This window comes from Streptomyces sp. 796.1 (assembly GCF_047525675.1).
Lineage (GTDB): Bacteria > Actinomycetota > Actinomycetes > Streptomycetales > Streptomycetaceae > Streptomyces.
Window position 1 is genome coordinate 133,541 of the sequence record NZ_JBLIWA010000029.1, and the last position, 25,050, is coordinate 158,590.

The following is a 25,050-nucleotide window of genomic DNA, read 5'->3' on the forward strand; positions in this document are numbered from 1 at the left end:
CACACCTATCCGAATATCCGAAACGGCTTCAGGGGGTTTCGAGTTCGTTGTCGAGCAGGTCGAAGAGTTCGTCGTCGCTGGCCGTCTGCACGCTCGCGCCGTCGTCCGGGGCGGCGCCGGCCGCGCCCTGGCCGCCCCAGCGGGCGAGCAGCGCGTGCAGCCGCGCGGTGACCTCGCCGCGCAGCGGCTCCTGATCGGCCAGGGCGGCGAGGATGTCCTCGGCCCGGTCGAGTTCGGCCAGCGCGTCCCGGGCGGAGACGGTGGTCGCCGCGCCGATGTGCCCGTCGATGTGGGCGGCGAGGGCGAGCGGCGTGGGGTGGTCGAAGACGACCGCTGCGGGCAGCCGCAGCCCGGTGGCCGTGCCGATCCGGTTGCGGAGTTCGACGGCGGTCAGCGAGTCGAACCCGACGTCGCGGAAGGCCCGGTCCGGCTCCACGGCCTGCGCCGAGGCGTGCCCGAGCACGGTCGCCGCGTGGCTGCGCACCAGGTCGAGCAGGAGGCGTTCGCGTTCGGCGCGGGGCGCGTCGGCCAGCTTGCGCAGCAGCGCGTCCGCCCCGCCCGCGGCGTCGGTGGCGGCGGCGCTGCGTCGCGCGGGCGCGCGCACGAGGCCGCGCAGCAACGGCGGTACGGGCTCGCCGCCGGCCGCGCGCGACCGCAGCCCCGCCAGGTCGAGTGGGACCGGGGCGAGCAGCGGCTCGTCCGCGGTGAGCGCCGCGTCGAGCAGCCGCAGCCCGTCCGCGGGGGCGATGGGCAGCGCGCCGGTGCGTCCGACGCGCGCCAGGTCCGCCCGGTCCAGGTGCTCGGTGAGCGCGCTGGCCCGGTCCCACAGGCCCCAGGCGAGGGAGGTGGCGGGCAGCCCGCGCTGGCGGCGGTGGGCGGCGAGCGCGTCCAGGTAGGCGTTGGCCGCCGCGTAGTTGGCCTGCCCCGGGGTGCCGAAGAGGCCGGACGCGGAGGAGAACAGCACGAACGCGGCGAGGTCGCTGCCGGCGGTCAGTTCGTGCAGGTTGCGGGCGGCGTCGACCTTGGGCCGCAGCACCCGTTCCACCTGCTCGTCGGTGAGCGAGGCGGCCAGCGCGTCGTCGGCGACGCCCGCGGCGTGCACCACGGCGGTCAGCGGCCGGTCCGCCGGAATGGCGGCGAGCGTCGCCGCCAGCGCCTGCCGGTCGGCCGCGTCGCAGGCCACCAACTCCGGTTCCGCGCCCGCCTTCCGCAGCTCGGCCAGGAGTTCCCCGGCGCCGTCAGCGGCCGGGCCGCGCCGGCTGGTCAGCAGCAGGTGCCGCACGCCGTGCGCCTCGACCAGGTGCCGGGCGACCAGCCCGCCCAGGGTGCCGGTGGCGCCGGTGACCAGCACCGTGCCGGTCGTCTCCCAGCGGCGCGGCACCGTCAGGGCGACCTTGCCGATGTGCTGCGCCTGGCTGACGTACCGGAACGCCTCCGGCGCCCGCCGCACGTCCCAGCTCCGCACCGGCAGCGCGGTCAGCTCGCCGGCGGCCAGCAGCGCCACCAACTCGGTGAGCATGGCGCCCAGCCGGTCCGGGCCCGCCTCGATGACGTCGAAGGCGGTGTACGCGACGCCCGGGTGCGCGGCGGCCACCTCGGCCCCGTCCCTGACGTCCGCCTTGCCCATCTCCAGGAACCGGCCGCCGCGCGGCAGCAGCGCGAGTGAGGCGTCCACGTACTCGCCGGCCAGCGAGTTCAGCACGACGTCCACGCCGCGCCCACCGGTGACGGCCAGGAACTCGTCCCGGAACTCCAGCGACCGCGACGAGCCGATGTGGTCATCGGCCACCCCCAGCCCGCGCAGCACCTCCCACTTGGGCTCGCTGGCCGTCGCGAACACCTCGGCCCCGCGCAACTTCGCCAACTGCACCGCGGCCAACCCCACACCACCCGCGGCGGCGTGCACCAGCACCCTGTCCCCCGGGCCGACACCGGCCAGGTCCACCAGGCCCATCCAGGCCGTCAGGAACACCACCGGGACGGTCGCGCCCCGCTCGTACGACCGGCCGGCGGGCAGCGGGGCCAGCAGGCGGCGGTCGGTGACGGCGCGGGGCCCGAAGGCGCGCGGCACGATGCCGAAGACCCGGTCGCCCGGGGCCAGGTCGGTGACGCCGGGGCCGACGTCGAGCACGGTGCCGGCCGCCTCGTCGCCGAGGAAGGGGGTGGCCTCGCCCGGGTACATGCCGAGCGCGATCAGCACGTCCCGGAAGTTCATGCCGGCGGCCCGTACGGCGATCCGCACCTGGCCCGGTGCGAGCGGCTCGGCCACCTCGGGGCGGGGCAGCAGGGCCAGGTCCTCCAGGGTGCCGGCCCGGGTGAAGTCCAGGTGCCAGGGCCCGTCGGCCGGCGGCACGAGCATCCCGTCGGTCCCGGCCCTGACCAGCCGCGGCACCCACAGCCCGGCCTCCCGCACCCGCACCTGCGGCTCGACGCCGCTGAACGCCGCGGCGGGCAGGTCGCGTACGTCGGGGTGGGTGGGGGACGGGGCGGCCGGAGCGGGCCGGTCCGTTGCCGCGCTGGCGGCGGGGCGCCAGGGGGCGGCCGGCGGCTCGTGCTCCACGAGCAGGAAGCGGCCCGGGTTCTCGGCCTGTACGGAGCGGACCAGGCCGGCGACGGCGGCGTGCGCGAGCAGGTCGGTACGGAGCAGCACCGCCAGCCGCGCGCCGGTCAGGCGCTCATCGGCCAGCCAGGCCCGGACCAGCGCCAACGCGTCCAGGACCGCGGCCCGTACGTCGTCGGTGCCCGGCACCGGCCAGACGGCGACCTCGGGCGGCTCGGCGCCGAGCGGGGCCAGGACGGCGCGCAGGTCCTCGGCGCCGGCGCCGGCCGGCACCGCCAGGGTGTGCACGGAGCCCGTGGCGGCGGGCGCTTCGGGGTGCGGCGCCGGCACCCACTCGATGCGGAACAGCGCGTCGCGCAGCCCGTCGTCGGCCGCGGCTGCGCCCAGGCGGGCGGCGTCGACGGGCCGGGTGGCGAGCGTCTGCACGGCGGCCAGCGGGGCGCCGGCCCCGTCCGCGAGCTGCACGGCAAGCGCGCCGTCGGCCAGCGGCGCGAGCCGCACCCGGGCCGCGGTGGCCCCTGCCGCGTGCAGCTCCACGCCCGTCCAGGCGAACGGCAGCCGCAGCGGCGCCTGCGGGTCGTCCACGGTGGCCAGCAGCGCCCCGTGCAGGGCCGAGTCGAGCAGCGCCGGGTGCAGCCCGAAGCCGCCGGCCCCGCCCGCGCTCCCGCTGCCGCCGTCGGCCCCGTCCGGCAGGGCGACTTCGGCGAAGGTCTCCTCGCCGCGCCGCCAGGCGGCCCGCAGGCCCTGGAACGGCGGCCCGTACGCCGATCCGGTCGCCGCCAGGCGGGCGTAGAAGTCGCCCAGTTCGACCGGTTCGGCGCCGGGCGGCGGCCAGGCGGCGAGGTCGAAGCCGGGCGGCGGCCCGGCGGGGGTGAGGGCGCCGGTGGCGTGGCAGGTCCACGGGGCGGCGGCATCGGCCCCGTGGGGCTGCGAGTGGATCCGCACGGTGCGCTGCCCGGCGTCGTCCGCCGCGCCCACCGTGACCTGGAGCCGCACGCCGCCCTGCGCCGGCAGCACCAGCGGCGCCTGGAGCGTCAACTCCTCGATCCGGCCGCAGCCCACCTCGTCGCCGGCCCGGACCGCGAGTTCCACGAAGGCCGTGCCCGGCAGCAGCACCACGCCGCCCACCGCGTGCCCGGCCAGCCACGGATGAGTGGCCAGCGAGAGCCGCCCGGTGAGGAGCACGCCGCCGCCGTCGGCGAGCGTCACGGTCGCGCCGAGCAGCGGGTGTTCGGCCGCGCCCTGGCCGAGGGCCGAGGTGTCGCCCGGCGCGCTGCCCGACGGCAGCCAGTACCGCTCGTGCTGGAACGCGTACGTCGGCAGCTCCACGGCGTGCGCCGGGCCGACCAGCGCGCCCCACCGCACCCGTACGCCGCTGACGTGCGCCAGCGCCAGCGCCTCCACGGCACACTGCGCCTCGGGCCGCTCCCGCTGGAGCAAGGCCGCACAGCGGACGTCGTCCTGCCCGGCTTCCACCGTCCCGTCCAGGCACTCCTGCACCAGCGCGGTCAACGTCCCGTCCGCGCCGACCTCCAGGAAGAAGTCGGCACCCTGGGTACGGAGTTGGCGCACCGCGTCGTGGAAGCGGACGGGTTCGCTGATGTGCCGAACCCAATACTCCGGATCCGACCAAGAACCATCCGTACCACCACCAGTCGTGACCACACCAAGCCGCGGCTCAGCGAACGACAGACCCGACACCACCGCCCGGAACTCATCCACCATCGGCGCCATCAACGGCGAATGGAACGCATGACTCACCCGCAACCGCTTCACCCGCCGACCCCGAACACGGAAACCCTCAACCAACTCCCCAACCACCGCCTCCACACCCGACACCACCACCGAGGACGGACCATTCACCGCAGCGATACTCGCCTCATGCCCGCGCCCCGCCAGCGCCTCGACCACCTCAGCCTCCGACGCCTGCACCGCCCACATCGCACCACCAACAACCAACCCCTGCATCAACCGACCACGACTGACAACGAGTCGACAGGCATCCGCAAGCGACAACACACCCGCCACATACGCCGCAGCCACCTCACCCACCGAATGACCCACCACCACATCCGGCACCACACCCCACGACTCCACCAACCGAAACAACGCCACCTCAAACGCAAACAACGCAGGCTGCGCAAACTCCGTACGCCCCAACACCGAAGCGTCATCACCCCACACCACCGACCCCAACCCAACCGACAACAACCCATCCAACTCCCCCACCACCCCATCCCACGCCCCCGCAAACACCGGGAACGCCCCATACAACCCACGCCCCATCCCCAACCACTGACTCCCCTGCCCGCCGAAGAGGACGGCGGTGGAGCGGGGGCCTGTGGTGCGGGTGGCGCCGGGCACGGCGCCGGGGGCGGTGGTGTCGGTCGCGAGGGCGGCCAGGGCGTCGAGCAGGCCGGTGCGGTCGGGGGCGACGGCGACGGCGCGGTGATCGAAGGTGGTGCGGGTGTGGAGCAGGGAGGCGGCGATGTCGGCCGCGGCGAGTTCGGGGCGGGCCGCGGCGAAGTCGCGCAGCCGCGCGGCCTGCGCCCGTAGCGCTTGGGGGCTGCGCGCCGAGAGGACCCAGGGGGTGACGGGGGACGGGGCCGCCGCGCCGTCCCCCGTGGCCTGCGCGTCCGCCCGGTGCGGGGCCGCCGGGAGGGGCCGCGGGGCGATGTCCTGGGCGGCGGGGGCCTCGATGACCACGTGCGTGTTGGTGCCGCTGACGCCGAAGGAGGAGATCGCGGCCCGGCGCGGGGCGTCGGTCTGCGGCCAGGGGCGGGCCGCGGTGAGGAGTTCCACGCCGCCCTGCGCCCAGTCCACCTGCGGTGTCGGCGCGTCCACGTGCAGCGTCTTGGGGAGCGTGCCCGCGCGCATCGCCATGACCATCTTGATCAGCCCGCCGACGCCGGCGGCGGCCTGCGCGTGCCCGATGTTGGACTTCAGCGAACCCAGCCACAGCGGGCGGTCCGGCGCCCGGTCCCTGCCGTACGTGGCGAGCAGCGCCTGCGCCTCGATCGGGTCACCCAGCGTCGTACCGGTGCCGTGCGCCTCCACCGCGTCCACGTCGGCCGCGGTCAGCCCTGCGTCGGCCAGGGCCTGCCGGATGACGCGCTGTTGGGCCGGGCCGTTGGGTGCGGTCAGGCCGCTGGAGGCGCCGTCCTGGCCGACGGCGGTGCCGCGGATGACGGCGTGGATGCGGCGGCCGTTGCGGCGGGCGTCCGAGAGCCGTTCCAGGAGCAGCACGCCCGACCCCTCCGACCAGCCGGTGCCGTCGGCCGCCGCGGCGAACGACTTGCAGCGGCCGTCGTGGGACAGGCCGCGCTGCCGGCTGAACTCCACGTACACCTCGGGCGTCGCGAGCACCGTCACGCCGCCGGCGAGGGCGAGCGTGCACTCGCCGCGGCGCAGCGCCTGGGCCGCCAGGTGCACGGCCACCAGCGACGAGGAGCAGGCGGTGTCCAGGGTGACGGCGGGGCCCTCCAGACCGAGGGTGTACGCGACGCGGCCGGAGAGGACGCTGCCGGCGTTGCCGATGCCGAGGAAGCCCTCCACGTCCCGCGGGACGTCGCCGACGGCCGCCCCGTAGTCGTGGTACATGATCCCGGCGTAGACGCCGGTGGCGGTGCCGGCCAGCGTCGTCGGGTCGATGCCGCCGCGCTCGACGGCCTCCCACACGGTCTCCAGCAGCACCCGCTGCTGCGGGTCCATGGCCAGCGCCTCGCGCGGCGAGATGCCGAAGAAGCCGGCGTCGAACCGGTCGGCCCCGGTCAGGAACCCGCCCTCGTCCACGTAGCTCTTGCCGCTGGCGTCCGGGTCCTGGTCGAAGAGGCCCGCCAGGTCCCAGCCGCGGTCGGTGGGGAACTCCGTGATGGCGTCGCGTCCTTCGGCGACCAGGTCCCACAGGTCGTCGGGGCCGTGCACGCCGCCCGGGTAGCGGCAGGCCATGCCGACGATCGCGATCGGTTCGGTGGCCCGGGCCGCGGTCTCCGCCTTCTCCCGGCGCAGCCGCTCGATCTCCTTGAGCGAGCTGCGCAGGGCACCGACGAGGTCGCTGGTGGACGTCTTGTCACTCACAGTTCGTTCTCCTGGGCCTTGCGGAGGAGGGCCTCCACGTCCATGTCGTCGATGTCGCTGAAGTCGTCGCTGCCGGCGGTGGCGTCCAGGCCGGGGAGCGCGCCGGGCCCGCCGTCGGGCGCCGCTGCCGTGCCGTCCGTACGGGCCGTGCCGGCGCCGGCCGCTGCGGCCCCGTCCGGGAGGAGTTCGGCCAGTACGTGGCGGGCCAGCGCGGTCGGGCTCGGGTAGTCGAAGACGAGCGTGGCCGGCAGTCGCAGGCCGAGTTCGGCGGTGAGCCGGTTGCGCAGTTCGACCGCCATCAGGGAGTCGAGCCCCTGCTCAAGGAAGCCGGTGTCGGCGTCGACCGCGCGCGGTGTGCCGTGCCCGAGGACGGTGGCCACGTGGCCGCGCACCAGGTCGAGCAGGAGCGTTTCGCGCTCGTCGACCGGGGTGCGGGCGATCCGCCGCGTCCACGGCTCACCCGCCCCGCCGGGGCCGCCCGCCGTACCGGACGTGGCGCCGCCTCGCGCGGGCGCGGGCACGAGGCCGCGCAGCAGCGGCGGCACCGGCTCCGTCGCGGCCCTGGCGCGCAGCCCGGCCAGGTCGAGCCGTACGGGTGCGAGCAGCGGCTCGCCGCTGGCCAGGGCCGCGTCCAGCAGGGCCAGGCTGTGCTCCGTGGACAGGGCCGTCACGCCGGCCCTGCCGCCGCGGGCCAGGTCACCGCGGCCCAGGCCGCCGGTCATGCCGCTGGCCTGCTCCCACAGGCCCCAGGCGAGCGAGACGGCGTGCGCCCCGGTCGCCCGACGGCGGTGTGCCAGCGCGTCCAGGAAGGCGTTGGCCGCCGCGTAGTTGGCCTGCCCGGCGCCGCCGATCAGCCCGCTGACGGAGGAGAACACGACGAACGCGGCGAGGTCGGCGCCCGCGGTCAGCGCGTGCAGGTTCTCGGCCGCGTCGGCCTTGGGGCGCAGCACCCGGTCCAGTTGGTCGGCGGTGAGCGCGGTGAGCACGCCGTCCTCGATGACGCCCGCGGTGTGGATGACGCCGGTCAGCGGGTGCGCGGCGGGGATGCCGTCGAGCACCGTGGCCAGCGCGCCGCGGTCGGCGGTGTCGCAGGCCACCAGGGCCACGGACGCGCCGGCCGCGCCCAGTTCGGCGGCGAGTTCCCCGGCCCCGTCGGCGGCCGGCCCGCGCCGGCTGACCAGCACGAGGTGCCGTACGCCGTGCGCGGCCACCAGGTGCCTGGCCACCAGCGCGCCGAGCGTCCCGGTGCCGCCGGTGATGAGCACCGTGCCCGCCGGGTCGAAGCGGCGCGGTGTGGGCGCCCCTAGGCCGGCGGGGCTGGCGCCCGGGGCACCGTGGGTGGGGAGGGGTGCGTGCTCGGCTGCGCGTGCGGGCTCGGCTGCCGCTCCGGGGCCGCGTTCGGCTGCGCCCGTGGTCACCTCATCGGCCGGGTGCCCGGCCGTGCCTTCCGCTCCGTGCGGGGCGGCGGGGCCGCCGCTGCCGGGCCGCGTGGTGCCGCCGGTGCCCGGCGGCGTGGTGTCGGACGCGACCGGCGGCGTGCTGCCCGCGCGGGCCAGCCGGGGGGCGAGGGCCAGGCCGTCCCGGAGGGCGAGTTGGGGCTCGCCGCAGCCGACCGCCGCGGGCAGGGCGGCCCGCGAGGCGGCCTGGTCGTCCAGGTCCACCAGGACGAACCGGCCCGGGTGCTCGGTCTGCGCCGACCGCAGCAGGCCCCACAGCGGGGCCGCCGCCAGGTCGGCCACCTCGGCCCGCGCACCGGCAGCGACGGCGCCCGACGTCACCAGCACCAGGCGGGAACCGACCCACCGCTCATCGGCCAGCCACGCCTGCACGTCGGCCAGCACCCGGCCGGTCAGCCGGTGCGCGACGGCAGCGGCCGTCGAGGTGCCGTACGAGGTGTCCTGCGAGGTGCCGTACGAGGCGTCGTACGGAGCGGGCACAGCGCCAGCCACGCCACCGGCCCCGGGATCGGCCACAACTCCGCCACCGGCCCCGCCGACGCCCTCGGTCCCGGTCACCGGCGCGCTTCCGCCGGCCTCCGCGGCCACGCGGCTGCCGGAGACGCTGAGCACCACCGTGTCCGGCGTGGCGCCGTCCGCGGAGACCGCGGCGCGCAGGGCAGCCAGGTCGGTGAAGGTGCGCGGATCGGCGCCGGCCTCGGTCAGGGCCCGGGCCACGTCCAGGTGGTCGGCGCCGACCACGGCCCACTCCTTGGCCGGCACCGCGGCCGGTGCGGCGCCGGTCCTGGCCCACTCGACGCGGAACAACCAGTCGCCGGCGGCGCCGCGCGCCGCGCCCAGTTGGGCCGCGCTCACCGGGCGGGTCGCCAGCGCGGCGACCGAGGCGACCGGGTTCCCCGCCCCGTCCGCCAGGTCGAGCACCAGCGTGTCGTCGGCCGCGCCCGGCGCGAGCCGTACCCGTACCGCCTCCGCACCCGCCGCGACCAGCCGCACCCCGGTCCACGAGAACGGCAGCCGCACCTGGTCGGCCGCCCCGTCCAGGACGCCGAGCAGCGCCCCGTGCAGCGCGGCGTCCAGCAGCGCCGGGTGCAGCCCGTACCCCGGGTCCGCCCCGGCCGGCAGGGCGACTTCCGCGAACACCTCGCCCGCGCGCCGCCACGCTGCCCGCAGCCCCTGGAAGGCCGGCCCGTAGCCGTATCCCGCGTCCGCGATGTCGGCGTAGAACCCGGAGACGTCCACCGCCTCCGCACCGGCCGGCGGCCAGGCCGCGGACCGGTCGGCGAAGAAGCCGGCCGGCTCGGCGGCGCCGGCCGCGGCCAGCAGGCCGCTCGCGTGACAGGCCCACGGGGCGTCGGCCGGGCCGTCGGCGGGCCGCGAGTAGACGCGCACCGGCCTGCCGCCCGCCCCGCCCGGCTCGGCCACCACGACCTGGAGCCGCACCGCGCCGTCGACGGGCAGCAACAGGGGCTCCTGGAGGGTCAGTTCATCGATCAACCCGCAGCCGACCTCGTCGCCGGCGCGCAGCGCGAGTTCCACGAAGGCCGTGCCGGGCAGCAGCACCACGCCGCCCACCGCGTGGTCGGCGAGCCAGGGGTGGGTGGCGAGCGAGAGGTGGCCGGTGCAGACCAGGCCGTGCCCGTCGGCGAGTGGTACGGCGGCGCCAAGCAGCGGATGGTCGGCCGAGCCGAGACCGGCCGAGGCCAGGTCGGCACCGCCGCCGGCGGACCGCAGCCAGTAGTGCTCGCGCTGGAACGCGTACGTCGGCAGGTCCACGCGGCCGGCCGCCGGCACCAGTTCGCGCCACGGTACGGCAGCCCCGTGCACATGCAGCCGGGCCAGCGCCTCGACGGCCGTACGCGCCTCCGGCCGGTCCTTGCGCACCGACGCGACCAGCGCCACCTCACCCGCGCCGTCCCCCGCCCCGTCCAGGCACTCCTGCGCCAGCGCGGTCAACGTCCCGTCCGCACCGATCTCCAGCACCCGCGCCACGCCCTGCGCCGCCAGGCCCCGCACCGCGTCGTGGAAGCGGACCGGCTCGCTGATATGCCGAACCCAGTACTCCGGATCCGACCAAGAACCATCCGTACCACCACCAGTCGTCACCACACCAAGCCGCGGCTCAGCGAACGACAGACCCGACACCACCGCCCGGAACCCATCCACCATCGGCGCCATAAACGGCGAATGGAACGCATGACTCACCCGCAACCGCTTCACCCGCCGACCCCGAACACGGAAACCCTCAGCAACCTCAGCCACCACCCCATCCGCACCCGACACCACCACCGAAGACGGACCATTCACCGCAGCGATACTCGCCTCATGCCCGCGCCCCGCCAGCGCCTCGACCACCTCAGCCTCCGACGCCTGCACCGCCCACATCGCACCACCAACAACCAACCCCTGCATCAACCGACCACGAGACACCACCAGTTGACAGGCATCCGCAAGCGACAACACACCCGCCACATACGCCGCAGCCACCTCCCCCACCGAATGACCCACCACCACATCCGGCACCACACCCCACGACTCCACCAACCGAAACAACGCCACCTCAAACGCAAACAACGCAGGCTGCGCAAACTCCGTACGCCCCAACACCGAAGCGTCAGCACCCCACACCACCGACCCCAACCCAACCGACAACAACCCATCCAACTCCCCCACCACCCCATCCCACGCCCCCGCAAACACCGGGAACGCCCCATACAACCCACGCCCCATCCCCAACCACTGACTCCCCTGCCCACCAAACACAAACGCCGTACGACCCGACACCGGCCGCCCCACCAACACATCCCGCGACGACACACCCGACGCCACATCCGCAAGAGCCGACAACAACCCCTCCCGCGTATCACCCACAACCACCGCACGGTGGTCGAACGTGGCGCGGGTGTGGACCAGTGCCGCGGCGATGTCGGCTTCGGCGTGTTCGGGATGGGCCGTGGCGAAGGCGTGCAGGCGTGTGGCCTGGGCGCGTAGTGCCTGCGGGCTGCGGGCCGACAGCGGCCAGGGGGTGTGGCCGGCCAGCGGCCCGGCCGTGCGCTCCGGGGCGGGTGCACCGGCGGCCTGTTCCCCCGCGCGCTCCGGGGCGGCCTCTTCGAGGATCAGATGGGCGTTGGTGCCGCTGATGCCGAAGGCGGAGACGGCGGCCCGGCGCGGGGCGCCGGTCTGCGGCCAGGGACGGGCCTCGGTGAGCAGCCGTACGGCGCCCGACTCCCAGTCCACCTCCGGCGTCGGCTCCTCGGCGTGCAGGGTCTTGGGGAGCACGCCGGCGCGCAGCGCGAGCACGGTCTTGATGACGCCGGCGATGCCGGCGGCGGCCTGTGCGTGCCCGATGTTGGACTTGAACGAGCCCAGCCACAACGGCTCGGCACCGGCCCGCTGCTGCCCGTACGTGGCGAGCAGCGCCTGTGCCTCGATCGGGTCACCCAGCGTCGTACCGGTGCCGTGCGCCTCCACCGCGTCCACATCGGCCGCGGTCAACCCCGCGTTGGCCAGGGCCTGCCGGATGACGCGTTCCTGGGACGGGCCGTTGGGGGCGGACAGGCCGTTGGACGCGCCGTCCTGGTTGACGGCGGAGCCGCGGATGACGGCGAGTACGGGGTGGCCGTTGCGGCGGGCGTCCGAGAGCCGTTCGACGAGGACCATGCCGGCGCCCTCGGACATGCCGATGCCGGCCGCGTCGGCGGCGAACGCCCGGCACCTGCCGTCGCGCCCCAGGCCGCGCTGGCGACTGAAGCCGACCAGCGCCTGCGGCGTGGACATCACGGTCACGCCGCCGGCCAGCGCCATGGCGCACTCGCCAGCCCGGACCGCAGCCGCCGCCAGGTGCAGCGCCACCAGCGACGACGAACAGGCCGTGTCCACGGTGACGGCCGGGCCTTCGAGGCCGAGGGTGTAGGCGATGCGGCCGGAGATGACGCTGTTGTGGCCGCCGGTGAGCAGGTGACCCTCGTAGCCGTCAGGTACGCGGCCGACGCCGACGCGGTAGTCGGACGGGTTGGCCCCGACGAACGTGCCGACCAGTGAGCCCTTCAGGGTGTGCGGGTCGATGCCGGCACGCTCCAGCGCCTCCCAGGCGGTCTCCAGCATCAGCCGCTGCTGCGGGTCCATGGCCAGCGCCTCGCGCGGGGAGACGCCGAAGAAGGCCGCGTCGAACTCGCCCGCCTCGTGCAGGAAGCCGCCTTCGCGCGCGTAGACGGTTCCTTCGCGCGCCGGGTCCGGGTCGTACAGGCCCGCCAGGTCCCAGCCGCGGTCGGTGGGGAAGCCGGAGATGGCGTCCACCCCGTCGGCCACCAGCCGCCACAGCTCGTCGGGCGAGTGGGCGCCGCCCGGGTAGCGGCAGGCCAGCGAGACGATGACGACCGGATCGTCGTCGGCCGCCGCCGCGGCCGGTGCGGGCACCGTGGCCTGCGGTGCGGGGCCGGCGGCAGCCGCGTCCGGCGCCGCGAACAGCCGGGCCGCCAGGTGGCCCGCCAGGTCCTGCGGCGAGGGGTAGTCGAAGATCACGGTGGCGGGCAGTCGCAGCCCGGTCGCGGTGTTCAGCCGGTTCCGCAGGTCCACCGCGGTCAGCGAGTCGAAGCCGATGTCGCGGAAGGCGCGGCCCGCCTCGATGCGCGCGCCGGAGGCGTGCCCGAGCACGGCGGCGGCCTGCGCCCGTACCAGGTCGGCGAGTTCGGCGGTCCGCTCGTCGGCGGTCAGGTCGGCCAACCTGCGGTGCAGCGCGGAGGTGTCGGCGCCGCCCGCCCCGTCCTGCGCGGCGGCGAGCAGGTGCCGGGCCTCGGGGATCTGGTCCAGCAACTTGCTGGCCCGGTAGGAGGTGAAGATGGTGGTGAAACGGTCCCAGTCGATGTCGGCGACGGCCACGAACGCCTCCTCGTGGTCCAGCGCCTGCCGCAGCGCGTCGCAGGCCACCTCCGGGTCCAGCATCGGCAGGCCCTGCGCGCCGACCCGTTCGCTGAGCTCCTTGCGCTGCTGCGCCGCCCGCTCGTCCCAGGCGTGGAAGGCGTCCCAGATGCCCCAGGCCACCGAGGTGGCGGGCAGGCCTTTGGCGCGCCGCTGCGCGGCGAGCGCGTCCTGGTGGGCGTTGGCCGCCGCGTAGGCGGCGTGGTCGCCGCTGCCCCAGAACCCGGCGATCGAGGAGAACAGCACGAACGCGTCCAACTCCTCGCCCGCAAGCAGCTCGTGCAGGTGCTCGGAGCCGGCGACCTTGGCCGCGTACACGTCGCGGAAGTGGTCGGGCGACCCCGCGTCGATGGGGCTGAGGTCGGCGACGACGGCGGCGTGCATGACGGAGCGGATCGGCCGGCCATCGGCCTTCAGCGAATCGATGAGCGCGGCGACCTCCGTCCGGTCGGCGATGTCGCAGCCGACGACGGTGGCGCGGGCGCCGAGTTCGGCGAGTTCGGCCTCCAGCTCGACGGCGCCGGGTGCCTGCCGGCCGCGCCGGCTGGTGAGCACCAGGTCCGTGGCCCCGTTGCGGGCGAGCCAGCGGGCGAAGCAGGCGCCGAGCGCGCCGGTGCCGCCGGTGATCAGTACGGTGCCGGCGCCCGGCTGCCAGCGGCGCCGCGGCTGCGCGTCGCCCAGCGGGGCGCGCACCATGCGCCGGGCGAGGGTGCCGGTGGCGCGCAGCGCGAGCTGGTCCTCGCCGGCGGGGTCGGACAGGATGCCGCACAGCCGGCGCACCGTCCGCTCGTCCACGGGGCCGCCTGCGGAGCCGTCCGCTGCACCGGCCGCGGCCGGCAGGTCCACCAGGCCGCCCCAGCGCCGCGGGTGCTCCAGCGCGGCGACCCGGCCGAGGCCCCAGACCTGCGCCTGTGCCAGGTCGGCCGGCGCGTCGGTGGCGGCGGTGGCGACGGCGCCCCGGGTGACGCACCACAGCGGGGCGTCCACCGCGACCTCGCCCAGGGCCTGAACCAGCGCGAGCGTGCCGGCGACGGCCACGGGCAGCGCCGCACCGGCCGCGTGCGGGGCCGTGTCGAAGGCCCACAGGGACAGCACGCCACCGGGCGCCTGCTGGCCGTCGAGCGCGCCGCGCACCCGCTCCGTCAGCCGCTCCCGGTCGGTGTCGGCCGCCGTCACCACCAGGGGCACCACCCGGGCGCCGCGCTCGGCCAACACCCGGGTCAGGGTGGCGGTCAGCTCCGCGTCCGCCACCACGGCCGGCACCACGAGCAGCCAGGTGCCGGACAGTACGGGCACCGCGGTGCCCGACACCGGCCGCCAGTCGACCGCGTACCGCCAGGAGTCGATGACCGACCGCTCACGGCGCTGCCGCCGCCACGCGGAGAGCGCGGGCAGCACCGCGCCGAGCCCGTCCGCGCCGTCGGAAACGCCGAGCGTCGCGGCGAGTTCGGCGAGGTCAGCGCGTTCGACGGCGTCCCAGAACCTGGCCTCTGCCGCATCGTCGGCCGCCCCGTCCGCGCCCGCTACGGGGCCGTCGGCCGGCGCGTCCTCCAGCCAGTAGCGCTCGCGCTGGAACGCGTACGTGGGCAGGTCGACCGTGCGGGCGCCGGGGAACGCCGGGGCCCAGTCGACGGCCGCGCCGTGCACCTGGGCGTCGGCCAGCGAGGTGCGGAAGCGGTCGGCGCCGCCGTCCGCGCGGCGCAGCGAACCCACCGCCGCCACCTCGGCCCCGGCCTGCTCCGCGGTCTCGCCGACCGCCATCGCGAGCACCGGGTGCGCACTGCACTCCACGAACAGCCGGTGCCCGTCCGCGATCAGCACCTCGGTAGTGCGCTCGAACTCGACGGTCCGGCTCAGATTGCGCACCCAGTACGCGGCGTCGAGCCCGGCCGTGTCGATCGGCTCCGCGGTCACCGTGGAGTAGAAGGGCACGCGCCCCGCGCGCGGGGCGACGTCATCGAGTACGCGCAACAGCTCGTCGCGGACCGACTCGACCTGGGGCGAGTGCGAGGCGTAGTCGACGGGGATGCGCTTGGCGCGGATCTCGGCCGCCTCGCAGCCGGCGACGAGTTCGTCGAGGGCTGCGGGTTCGCCGGCCACCACGGTCGCCGACGGACCGTTGACGACGGCGACGGTGACTCGGCCGTCGTACGCGGCGATCCGCGCCTCGGCCTCCGCACGCGGCAACCCGAGCGAGACCATGCCGCCCTTGCCCGCCAACCGCTCGCCGATCACCTTCGAACGGAGCGCCACAACGCGGGCCCCGTCCTCCAACGAAAGCCCGCCAGCAATGACGGCCGCCGCGATCTCACCCTGCGAGTGACCCACCACCGCGGCCGGTTCGACCCCGTACGAACGCCACACAGCCGCCAGCGACACCATCACCGCCCACGACAACGGCTGCACGACGTCGACCCGCTCCAGCGGACCGTCCAACTCGGTGGCGAAGTCCCAGTCCACGAACGGGGCGAGGGCATCGCCACAGCGGGCCAGCTCGGCCGCGAACACCGGTTCCGCAGAACGCAGTTCACGCGCCATCCCCACCCACTGCGCGCCCTGCCCCGGGAAGACGAAGACGGGGCGCTGGGGCTCGTCGCCGGGCTCACCGCGGACGATGGTGGCCGCGGCCGGGTCGGTGGTGTCGGGGGTTTCGGCGGCCGGGCGTTCCAAGGCGGCCAGGCCGTGCAGCAGGGCCGCGCGGTCGGTGCCGATGACGGCGGCCCGGTGCTCCAGGCCCCAGCGGCTGGTGGCCAGCGACCAGCCGATGTCGGCGGGGCCGAGTTCCGGGTGGGCCTCGGCGAACTGGCGCAGCCGGGCGGCCTGGGCGCGCAGTGCCTCCGCGCTCCTGGCCGACACCAGCCAGGGCAGCGGGGCGCCGGCCCGGGGCACGGAGGACGGGGCCGCGGCCGGCGGCGCGGTGGGCGGCGTCGGAGCCGCTTCCAGGACCACGTGGGCGTTGGTGCCGCTCACACCGAAGGAGGAGACGGCGGCCCGGCGCGGCCGGTCGAGCCGCGGCCACGGGCGGGCCTCGGTGAGCAGCGCCACCGCGCCCGAATCCCAGTCGATGTGCGGGGACGGCTGCTCCGCGTGCAGCGTCTTGGGCAGCGCCGCCTCCCGCAGCGCCATCACCATCTTGATGACGCCGCCGACGCCGGCGGCGGCCTGCGCGTGCCCGATGTTGGACTTGAACGAGCCCAGCCACAGCGGTTCGCCGCCGGCCCGCTGCTGCCCGTACGTGGCGAGCAGCGCCTGCGCCTCGATCGGGTCACCCAGCGTCGTACCGGTACCGTGCGCCTCCACCGCGTCCACGTCAGCCGCCGACAGCCGGGCGTCGGCCAGCGCCTGCCGGATGACGCGTTCCTGTGCGGGGCCGTTGGGGGCGGTCAGGCCGTTGCTGGCGCCGTCCTGGTTGACGGCGGAGCCCCGTACGACAGCGAGCACCTGGTGCCCGTTGCGCTGCGCGTCCGAGAGGCGTTCCACCAGCAGCACGCCGACGCCCTCGGACCAGCCCGTGCCGTCCGCGCCGGCCGCGAAGGACTTGCAGCGGCCGTCGGAGGCGAGGCCCTGCTGGCGGCTGAACTCGGTGAACACGCTCGGCGTCGACAGCACCGTCACCCCGCCGGCCAGCGCCATCGCGCACTCGCCGCGGCGCAGCGACTCGACCGCCAGGTGCAGCGCCACCAGCGACGACGAACAGGCCGTGTCCACGGTGACGGCCGGGCCTTCGAGCCCGTAGGTGTAGGCGATGCGGCCGGAGGCGACACTGCCTGCGGTGCCGGTCGACAGATAGCCCTCGACGCCCTCCGGGTAGCGCGTGACGCGGGCCGCGTAGTCGTGGTACATGACGCCGGCGAAGACTCCGGTACGGCTGCCGCGCAGGGCGGCCGGGTCGATGCCGGCGCGCTCGAAGACCTCCCAGGAGGTCTCCAGGAGCAGCCGCTGCTGCGGGTCCATGGCCAGCGCCTCGCGCGGCGAGATCCCGAAGAATCCGGCGTCGAACTCGGCCGCGTCGTACAGGAACCCGCCCTCGCCGACGTACGTGGTGCCCGCGCCCTCGCCCGTCGGGTCGATCAGCCGGGCCAGGTCCCAGCCGCGGTCGGCCGGGAAGCCGGCGACGGCGTCGGTGCCCTCGCTCACCAGCCGCCACAGGTCCTCCGGGGACCGCACGTCGCCGGGGAAGCGGCAGGCCATACCGACGATCGCGATGGGTTCGGCGGGGTCGGCCGCGGTGCCGGTGGGGCGCTCCGGCGGCTGCGCGGCGGTCTCGCCCCGCACGCCGAGCTTGCCGCGCAGGAAGCGGGCGAGTTCGGCCGGGGTCGGGTAGTCGAAGACGACGGTGGCGGGCAGTTTGACGCCGCTGGCGGCGCCGAGCCGGTTGCGCAGTTCGACGGCGGCCAGCGAGTCGAATCCGTGCTCCCGGAAGGAGCGGGCGGCGCTGATCGCCCCCGCCGACGCATGGCCGAGCACCGCGCCCGCCTGCTCCCGCACCAGGTCCGTCAGCAGCCGCAGCGCGTCGCCTTCGGCGAGCCCCGCCAGCCGCGCGGCCAGCCCCGTACGGCCGGCCGCAGCGTCCCGCCCGCGGTGCGCGGCCCGCCGCTGCGGCACCCGCACCAGTCCGCGCAACAGCGCCGGCACGCCGTCGGGGCCCGCCGCGCGGAGCGCGTGCGGGGCGAACTCGGCGGCTACGAGTACGGCATCGGTGGGGGTGGTGGGGGCGGGGGTGGTCGTGCCGGTGCCGGGCGTGGCCGGGCCGCCGGTGGCGCCGGCTGCCGTTGCCGGGCCGGCGGTGGACGCGGCTGCCGTCGCCGGGCCCGCGGTGCTGGCCAGGGCCGCGTCGAAGAGCGCGAGGCCGGCGGCCGACGAGAGCGCGCCGACGCCGGTACGGGCCAGCCGGCGCACGTCCGCCTCGGCCAGGTGCCCGGTCATGCCGCTGGCCTCGGCCCAAAACCCCCAGGCCAGCGAGGTGGCCGGGTCGCCGGCGGCCCGGCGGCGGGCGGCGAGCGCGTCCAGATAGGCGTTGGCCGCCGCGTAGTTGGCCTGCCCCGCGGTGCCGAGCACACCGGCGACCGAGGAGAACAGCACGAAGGCGGCCAGACCGCGGCCCGCCGTCAACTCGTGCAGGTGGCGGGCGGCGTCGGCCTTGGGCCGCAGCACGTTCTCCACCTGCGCGTCGGTCAGGGCGGCCACGGTGCCGTCGTCGAGCACGCCCGCGGTGTGCAGCACGGCGGTCAACGGGTGCGCCGCCGGCACGCCGTCGAGCACCGCGGCCAGCGCCGCCCGGTCGGCGACGTCGCAGGCGACGACGGTGGCGGTGGCACCGAGCCCGGCCAGTTCGGCGACGAGTTCGGCGGCGCCCGGCGCCTGCACGCCGCGCCGACTGGTCAGCAACAGGTGCCGCACACCGTGCTCGGCGACCAGGTGCCGGGCGAACAGCGCCCCCAGGGTGCCGGTGCCGCCGGTGATGAGCACGGTGCCTTCGGGGTCGAGCGGCCTGGCGTACGGCGCGGACGCGACCTCCGCCCGCACCAGCCGCGGCACGGCGAAGCCGCCGTCGCGCCAGGCGAGTTGGGGCTCGCCCGTGGCGAGAGCGACGACCAGGGCGGCGCGGTCGAGTGCGGCGTGGGCCGGAGTGGCATGGTTCAGGGCGCCGTGGTTCGGGGCAAGGGTGTCGGTCGCCCGGTCGGCGGGTGCGAGGGCCGCCCCGTGCCGGGCTCCGCCGGTGGGTGCGTACTCCGTCCCGTCGGGGGCCCCGTGCTCCGCTCCCGCAGGCGTGGCCTCCGCCGCTCCGTACCCGGCCGTCGCTGCCGCACCGCCCAACTCGGGGGCGATCCGGTCGGCCTGCACCAGGACGAAACGCCCCGGGTGCTCGGTCTGTGCGGAGCGCAGCAGGCCGCGGGCCGCCGCGTGGGCGGCGTGTTCGGCGTGGCTGACGACCAGCAGGCGCGCTTCGGCGAACCGGTCGTCGGCCAGCCAGCCGCGGACCAGGTCGAGCGCCTCGCCCAGCGCGTCACGCAGCACGTCGCCGGAGCGCAGCACGGCCACCACGGCGGGCGCGCCGCCCACGGTGCCGGCACCAGCGCCGGCCGCGCCGGCATCGCCTGTGACGCCCTCAGCGGCATCGCCCGTACCGTCCGCCGTGGCCGCGGGCCCCGGCAGCACCACCCCGGCCAGATCCGGGGCGTCCACGCCCAGCACCACCAGGCCGTCGCCACCCGAAGCGGTAGCGCCCGTTCCCGTCGCATCCGACGCACCGGCCGCAGTCGCCACATCCGCCGCACCGGCCGTGCCCACCGCGGCAACGCCCGCCGCAGCCACCGCACCCGCGCCGTCCACACCACCCGCAAGCGGCTGCCAGGCGACCCGGTACAGCGCCTGCTGTTCCGCGGGACGGGGGCCGGCCAGCGTCGCCGCGTCCACCGGGCGCAGCGTCAGGGACTCGACGGTGGCCAGCGGTGCGCCCGTCGGGTCGGCCAGGTGCAGGGCGACGGTCTCCGGGCCCGTGGTCACCATCCGCACCCGGGCCTGGGCCGCGCCGCCGGCGTGCAGCGTCACGCCGCTCCAGGCGAACGGCAGTCGCACCGGCTGCTCCGCGCTGCCGACGGCGCCCAGCAGCGCGGTGTGCGCCGCGGCGTCCAGCAGCGCAGGGTGCAGCCCGAACTGGTCGGCTCCGTCCGCGGATTCGAGTTCCACCTCGGCGTACGTCTCCGCGCCCTGCCGCCAGGCGGCCCGCAGCCCCTGGAAGGCGGGCCCGTACGCGTACCCGGTGTCGGCCAGCGCCCCGTACACCGCATCCAGTGCGACGGGTTCGGCGCCGGCGGGCGGCCAGGCCGTCAGGGCGTGGCCCGCGTCGGTGCCGGCGGGGGCGAGCACGCCGGTCGCGTGCCGGGTCCACGCGCCGTCCGCCGGGGCGCCGGACAGCGGCTCCGCCGGTGCCCCGGGCTGCGCATCGACGGGGCCGCCGGGCTGCGGCTCGGGGCGGGCGTACAGGTGCAGCGGGCGCTGCCCGTCGCCGTCCGCTTCGCCGACCACCACCTGTACCTGCACCCCGCCACGGGCGGGCAGCGGCAGCGGCGCCTCAAGCGTCAACTCCTCGATCCGGTCGCAGCCCACCTCGTCGCCGGCGCGCACGGCGAGTTCGATGAAGGCGGTGCCCGGCAGCAGCACCGTGCCGGCGACCGCGTGGTCGGCCAGCCACGGGTGGCTCGACAGCGCGATCCGGCCGGTGAGCAGCGCACCGCCGCCGTCGGCCAGGCTCACCGCGGCGCCCAGCAGCGGGTGCCCGGCGGCGCCGAGGCCGATCGCGGCGGCGTCGCTGCGGCCGGCCGTGCGCGGCAGCCAGTAGCGGCGCCGCTGGAAGGCGTACGTGGGCAGCTCCACGGGGCGCGCACCGGCCAGCAGGGGCGACCAGTTGACGCCGGCGCCCGCCGCGTACGCCTCGGCGACCGAGCGCAGGAACCGGTCGGGCCCGCCCTCGTCGCGGCGCAGCGAACCGACGGCCACCGCGTCGGCCGCGGCGTCCTCGGCGGTTTCACCGAGCGCCAGCGCCAGCACCGGATGCGCGCTGCACTCGATGAACAGTCCGTGCCCGTCCGCCAGCAGCCGCCGGGTGACCTGCTCGAACTCCACGGTCTGGCGCAGGTTGCGCACCCAGTACGCGGCGTCGAGGCCGTGCGTGTCGAGCGGTTCGCCGGTCACCGTCGAGTAGAACGGCACGGTCGCACGGCCCGGGCTGACCTCGGCGAGCGCGGCCAGCAGCTCCTCGCGTACGGAGTCCACCTGCGGCGAGTGGGAGGCGTAGTCGACGGGGATGCGGCGGGCCCTGATGTCGGCGGCCTCGCAGCCGGCGACCAGCTCGTCGAGCGCGGCCACCTCGCCGGCGACCACGGTGGAGCCGGCCCCGTTGACTGCGGCGACGGCGATCCGACCCGCGCACGGGGCGATCCGCTCCTCGGCGGCGGCGCGCGGCAACCCGAGCGAGACCATGCCGCCCTGGCCGGCCAACCGTTCGCCGATCACCTTGGAACGGAGCGCCACCACCCGCGCCCCGTCCGCGTGCGACAGCGCGCCCGCCACCACCGCGGCGGCGATCTCGCCCTGCGAGTGCCCCACCACGGCCGCCGGGCGCACCCCGTACGCGCGCCACAGTTCGGCGAGGGAGACCATCACCGCCCAGGAGAGCGGCTGCACCACGTCCACCCGGTCGAGCCCGGGCGCACCCGGGGCGCCGTCCACCACCGCGCGCAGCGACCAGTCGGTGAACGGGGCCAGCGCCTGCGCGCAGCGCTCCATGGCGCCGGCGAACGCCGGGGAGGCGTCCCACAGTTCGCTGGCCATGCCCGCCCACTGGGCGCCCTGCCCGGGGAAGACGAAGACGGCCGAAGTGCGCTTGCGGGCCGCCCCGGTGGCGACGGCGGGCGACGCCTCGCCGGCGCCGGCCGCGGCGAGCGCGGTGAGGAGTTCGGCACGGTCCGCGCCGACGACCACGGCCCGGTGCTCGTGCACGGCGCGGGTGCCGGTCAGCGCGGCGGCCACGTCCCGCGGCGTCCAGTCGGTCCGCTCCGTCAGGTGCGCGTGCAGCCGCTGGGCCTGGGCGTGCAGCGCGGCAGGGCTCTTCCCCGACACCACCCAGGGAACGGCACCGGCGGTGTCACCGATGGTCGTTGCGCTGGCGCTGGCGCTGGCGCTGGGGCTGGTGGTGGGGCTGGTGGTGGCGTTGCCCGTATGTGCCGTGCCGGCGGGGCTGGTGGTGGCGTTGCCCGTACGTGCCGTGCCGGCGGGGCTGGTGGCGTTGGTGGTGCCGGCGCCGTCCGCCGGCCCAGCGGCCCCCGCGGCCGGCTCCGGCGCCTGTTCCACGATCACGTGCGCATTGGTGCCGCTGATGCCGAACGAGGAGACGCCGGCCCGCCGCGGCTCGTCCTTCTCCGGCCACGGCCGCGCCTCCGTCAACAGCGACACCGCGCCCGCCGACCAGTCGATGTGTTCCGACGGCTGCTCGGCGTGCAGGGTCTTCGGCAGCAGCCCGTGCCGCAGCGCAAGCACCATCTTCATGACGCCGGCGACGCCGGCGGCGGCCTGCGCGTGCCCGATGTTGGACTTCAGCGAGCCGAGCCAGGCCGGTTCGGCGCCGGCTGCGCGCTGCCCGTACGTGGCCATCAGGGCGTGCGTCTCGATGGGGTCGCCGAGCCGGGTGCCGGTGCCGTGCGCCTCGATGGCGTCCACGTCGCCGGGCTCCAGCCTGGCGTCGGCCAGCGCCTGCCGGATGACCCGCTCCTGGGCGAGGTCGTTGGGCGCGGTCAGGCCGTTGCTGGCGCCGTCCTGGTTGACGGCGGAGCCCCGTACGACCGCGAGCACCCGGTGGCCGTTGCGCTGCGCGTCCGACAGGCGCTCCACGACGAGGAGGGCGGCGCCCTCGCCGGCGCCGAAGCCGTCGGCCGCGGCCGAGAACGGCTTGCTGCGGCCGTCGGCCGCGAGGCCGCGCTGCCGGCTGAGGTCGACCACCCAGTTGGGGCTCGACATCACCGTCACACCGCCGGCCAGCGCCATCGAGCACTCGCCGCGGCGCAGCGACTGCACCGCCAGGTGCAGCGCCACCAGCGACGACGAACAGGCCGTGTCCACCGTCACGGCCGGCCCTTCGAGGCCGAGGGTGTACGCGATGCGGCCGGACATCACGCTGGTGGTGTTGCCGACCATGAGGTAGCCCTCCAGGTCGGCGGTGCCCGGGTCGCCCACCCGCGGCGCGTAGTCCTGGGGGATCGCGCCGACGAACACGCCGGTGTCCGCGCCACGGAGCGCACCCGGGTTGAGTCCGGCCCGCTCGAACGCCTCCCAGGAGGTCTCCAGGAGCAGCCGTTGCTGCGGGTCCATGGCCAGCGCCTCGCGCGGCGAGATGCCGAAGAAGTCGGCGTCGAAGTCGCCCGCTCCGCTCAGGAACCCGCCCGCGCGCACGTAGCTGGTGCCGGGCCCCGCCATCTGCGGGTCGTGCAGCGCCTCCAGGTCCCAGTCCCGATCGGTCGGCAGCGGCTGGATGGCGTCCGTGCCGCCGGCGACCAGCTCCCACAGCTCCTCGGGCGAGCCGATGCCGCCGGGGAAGCGGCAGGCCATGCCCACGATCGCGATCGGCTCGTGGCTGCGGTCCGTCACGCTCTGGAGCCGCTGCTTGGTCTGCCGCAGGTCCGTGGTGACGAGCTTGAGGTAGTCGCGGAGCTTGGCTTCGTTGGAGGTCATGGAGGTCGGCTCCCGGCGCGAAGGTGAGGGTGGCGGCAAGGCTGGCGGTCGGGTGGAACGGCTGCTCAGCCGATTCCGAGTTCCTTGTTGATGAGCGCAAACATCTCGTCGTCGGACGCGGTGTCGATGCCGTCGCCGGCAGCGGCTCCCCCGGGCGGCGCCCCGGCGCCCTCGTCGAGCGTGCGCAGCAGGCTCCGCAGCCGGTCCGCCACCCGGCCGCGGGTGTCGTCGTCGACGGCGGTGGCGGCGATGCGGTGCTCAAGGCGCGCCACGTCGGCCCAGAGCGCGGTGAGCCCGGCGCCGCCCGCCCCGGGCCCGGCCGGCCCGGTCCCCGCCGGTCCGGGCCCGGCCGGTGGGAAGAGCTCGGCGTCGAGGTGGCGGGCGAGTTCCAGCGGCGTCGGGTACCGGAACAGCACCGTGCTCGGCAGCGCGACCCCGGTGACCTCGCGCAACGCGTCGCGCAGCTCCACCGCGATCAGTGAGGTGAACCCCGCTTCGCGGAACGGCCGGTCCGGCTCGACGTCACCGTTGGCACGGTGCCCCAGCACCGCTTCGGCCTGCTCCCGCACCAGGTCGAGCAGTGCGCTCTCCCGCTCGTCGGCCGGTGCGGTGGCCAACTGGCTTAAGCGTTCGGGTAATTCGGCCCGTTCGGACCGCTCTGCCCGTTCCGCAGCTCTCGCCGGTTCCGCCGGTTCCCCCGGCGCCGCCGGTTCCGCGTGCGGTGCGCGGCCCCCACCGGGCTTGGGCCCCGCTCCGTCGTCCGGTGCGTGGCCGGCGCCGGCCGCGCCCCCGTGGCCGCCGCGGCCGTCGTCGTCGGCCGGCCCCGCGGCAGCGGCCGTCTCCTGCGTGCTCATGCGAAACCCCCCGGTGGCGAATGACCCGATGGCCCTGGACCCGGCCTGGACCGCGTGCGCGCCGGCCGGTCGGCGGCCCCGCGGGCCCCGGCGGTCCGTCGCCGCCGGGGTCGCCGGGGTCGCCGGTCGGGACGGTGCCGTGCCGGGCGGCCGTTTCACCCGCCGCCCCGCGCTCTCCGTACGGCGCGCACCGCGCCGACGACAGGCGAGCCGTGCTGCACGGCTACATCCGACCGAAGTTGGCGTCTTTGCGTTCCATTGGCCAAGTCATGCGCAAAATTGATCGGCCACTTTCCCGATCCATGCACGAACTTGACTGGGCCATGGGCATGATTCTGGGGTGAAGTGTGGGCGCGAATCCCTGGGGCGCGCCCCCAGCATCCACCCCAGCATCACCGCCACCACGTGGACTTCCGTGTGCGGGACCCCTAGGCGGGCGTCACGCCGGCGTCACGTCCGTCGCCCCCCAGTACGCGCGCATCTCCGCGATGAGACCGTCCGCGTCGATCCGGAACACCGCGGTCACGTTGACCGCGAGCCGCCCGCCCGCCGGGTCCTGCGGGTTGCGGATGGTGGCCGTCAGCCCCGCTGCCACGTGCTGTTCGTCCTGCGACCCGGTGAGCGTCCCCGGGGTGTCCTGGGTGCCGAACTCCGTGACGACCCGCTCGAAGTAGGCCCGCACCGCGGCCTCCCCCACCACGGCCTCGGTACCGACCGGGTCTTCGATCCGGGCGTCGGCGGCGAACAGCTTGCAGATCCCGTCCACGTCCCCGGCGTTGACCCGCTCGTAGTAGTCCTGCACCAGTCGCTTGCGCTCGATCTCGTCCGGCATGTGGTCCTCCTGATGGGTTATCTGTTACCCCCGGGCCCCGTTGGCCCGGGGGTGTGGGTCTGAGTGGCCCCGTCGGCCCGTCGGCCCTGCGGCCCTGCCGGCCCTGCCGGCCCTGGCCCGGTTGGCCCC

The 25,050-nt window shown here is 76.1% G+C and carries 4 protein-coding genes; all 4 read right to left on the reverse strand.

Going from position 1 to position 25,050, the window contains the following annotated elements:
• Nucleotides 1-28: 28 nt before the first annotated feature.
• The 4 genes from ACMA1D_RS20460 to ACMA1D_RS20475 all read right to left on the reverse strand — a co-directional run bounded on the left by ACMA1D_RS20460 (nt 29) and on the right by ACMA1D_RS20475 (nt 24,921).
• Nucleotides 29-6,637 (reverse strand): type I polyketide synthase, encoded by a 6,609-nt coding sequence (locus ACMA1D_RS20460; protein WP_414725453.1) that lies wholly within the window; start codon nt 6,635-6,637, stop codon nt 29-31.
• On the reverse strand, nt 6,634-23,235 hold the full coding sequence (locus tag ACMA1D_RS20465) for a type I polyketide synthase (RefSeq protein ID WP_414725454.1): 16,602 nt from the start codon (nt 23,233-23,235) through the stop codon (nt 6,634-6,636). The genes ACMA1D_RS20460 and ACMA1D_RS20465 overlap by 4 nt, the downstream gene beginning before the upstream one ends.
• Before the next feature lie 65 nt (nt 23,236-23,300).
• Entirely contained in the window at nt 23,301-24,089 is a 789-nt protein-coding gene (locus tag ACMA1D_RS20470; RefSeq protein ID WP_414725455.1) for a phosphopantetheine-binding protein, read from the reverse strand.
• Between the two features lie 439 nt (nt 24,090-24,528).
• Nucleotides 24,529-24,921: a nuclear transport factor 2 family protein gene (locus tag ACMA1D_RS20475; RefSeq protein WP_414725456.1), complete on the reverse strand. Its 393-nt coding sequence runs from the start codon at nt 24,919-24,921 to the stop codon at nt 24,529-24,531.
• Nucleotides 24,922-25,050: the final 129 nt, after the last annotated feature.